The organism is Mesorhizobium sp. M7A.F.Ca.CA.002.04.1.1 (genome assembly GCF_004022805.1).
In the GTDB taxonomy this organism is placed as follows: domain Bacteria; phylum Pseudomonadota; class Alphaproteobacteria; order Rhizobiales; family Rhizobiaceae; genus Mesorhizobium; species Mesorhizobium ciceri.
Genome location: NZ_RZPL01001069.1, coordinates 1 through 1,266 on the forward strand (window position 1 = coordinate 1; position 1,266 = coordinate 1,266).

General features: G+C 64.0%; 1 protein-coding gene and 1 pseudogene. One reads left to right on the forward strand and one right to left on the reverse strand.

From position 1 onward, the window contains the following. Positions 1 to 183: pseudogene (locus tag ENZ75_RS32175) on the forward strand (ABC transporter ATP-binding protein); the annotation flags it as partial. A gap of 114 nt (positions 184 to 297) precedes the next feature. Here the strand turns inward: ENZ75_RS32175 and ENZ75_RS32180 are convergent. Continuing rightward, the coding region (locus tag ENZ75_RS32180; RefSeq protein ID WP_164888193.1) for a GlxA family transcriptional regulator at positions 298 to 1,266 on the reverse strand (969 nt) is incomplete at its 5' end.

Below are 1,266 nucleotides of genomic sequence, written 5' to 3' on the forward strand. Positions count from 1 at the left end.
ATCTTCATGGCCTCGCGCGTCATCGTGATGACGGCGCGGCCTGGCCGCATCAAGTCGGATGTCGCCATCGACCTGCCGCATCCGCGCCATTACACGCTGAAGACCAGCCCGGAATTCTCGGCGCTGAAAGCGCGGCTGACCGAGGATATTCGGGTCGAGGCGATGCGCACGGCGCAGGCGTAGTCAGACCGACACAGCCTGATCATCTGGAAAGATACTTGGCTCGCTCAACAGACGCTTGAGGCGAGGAAGATCACGTTTCGGGGCGTCCAGAGCCGCCTCACGTGACACCTCTGCTCAGGCGGCCAGCAGCTGCTTGCGGTCGACGCGCTCCTGCTGCGGCGAGCGGGCGTAGAGTTCGCGGTAGCATTTGGAGAAATGCGAGGCCGAGACGAAGCCGCAGGCGACCGCCACCTCGACCACTGGCATCGAGGACTGGATCAGCAGGTGCCGAGCGCGGTCGAGCCGGATTTCGAGATAATAGCGGGCGGGGGAGCGGCCCATCTCGGTGCGGAACAGCCGCTCGATCTGGCGGCGCGACAGGTCGACATGATCGGCGATCTCGATCAGTGACAGCGGCTCCGACAGATTGCCTTCCATCAACTCGATGATGGTCAGCACTTTCGAGTTCTGGACGCCGAGGCGGGCGCGCAGCGGCAGGCGCTGGCGGTCGGTGGGGCTGCGCACGCGGTCGGTCAGCACCTGCTCGCAGACGCGGTTGACGAGGTTCTCGTCAAAGTCGTCGCCGATCAGCTTCAGCATCATGTCGAGTGCGGCGGTGCCACCGGCGCAGGTGTAGATGTTCTGGTCGATCTCGAAGAGGTCGGCAAAGACATTGGCCTTCGGGAACGCCTCGGAAAAGCCCGGCAGGTTCTCCCAGTGGATGGCGCAGCGCTTGTTGGACAACAGGCCGGCGGCGGCGAGGATATGCGCGCCGGTGCACAGGCCGCCGACGGCGACGCCGCGATTGTATTCCTCGCGCAGCCAGGCGAAGGCGGACTTGTTTTGGTAGCGCTCGACATTGATGCCGCTGCAGACGATGGCCATGTTCGGCCGATCGGGACCTGCCATCTTCTTGCGTTCATCCTCGAGCGACGTGTTGACCGCGCACTCGACTCCGTTCGAGGCGCGCACCGGCTTGCCGTCGATGCTGGCGAGGCGCCATCGATAGGCCTCGTAGCCGAGCATGCGATTGGCCGAGCGCAGCGGGTCGAGCGCGGTCGCAAAGGCGATCATGGTGAAATCGGGAATAAGGAAGAATACAAA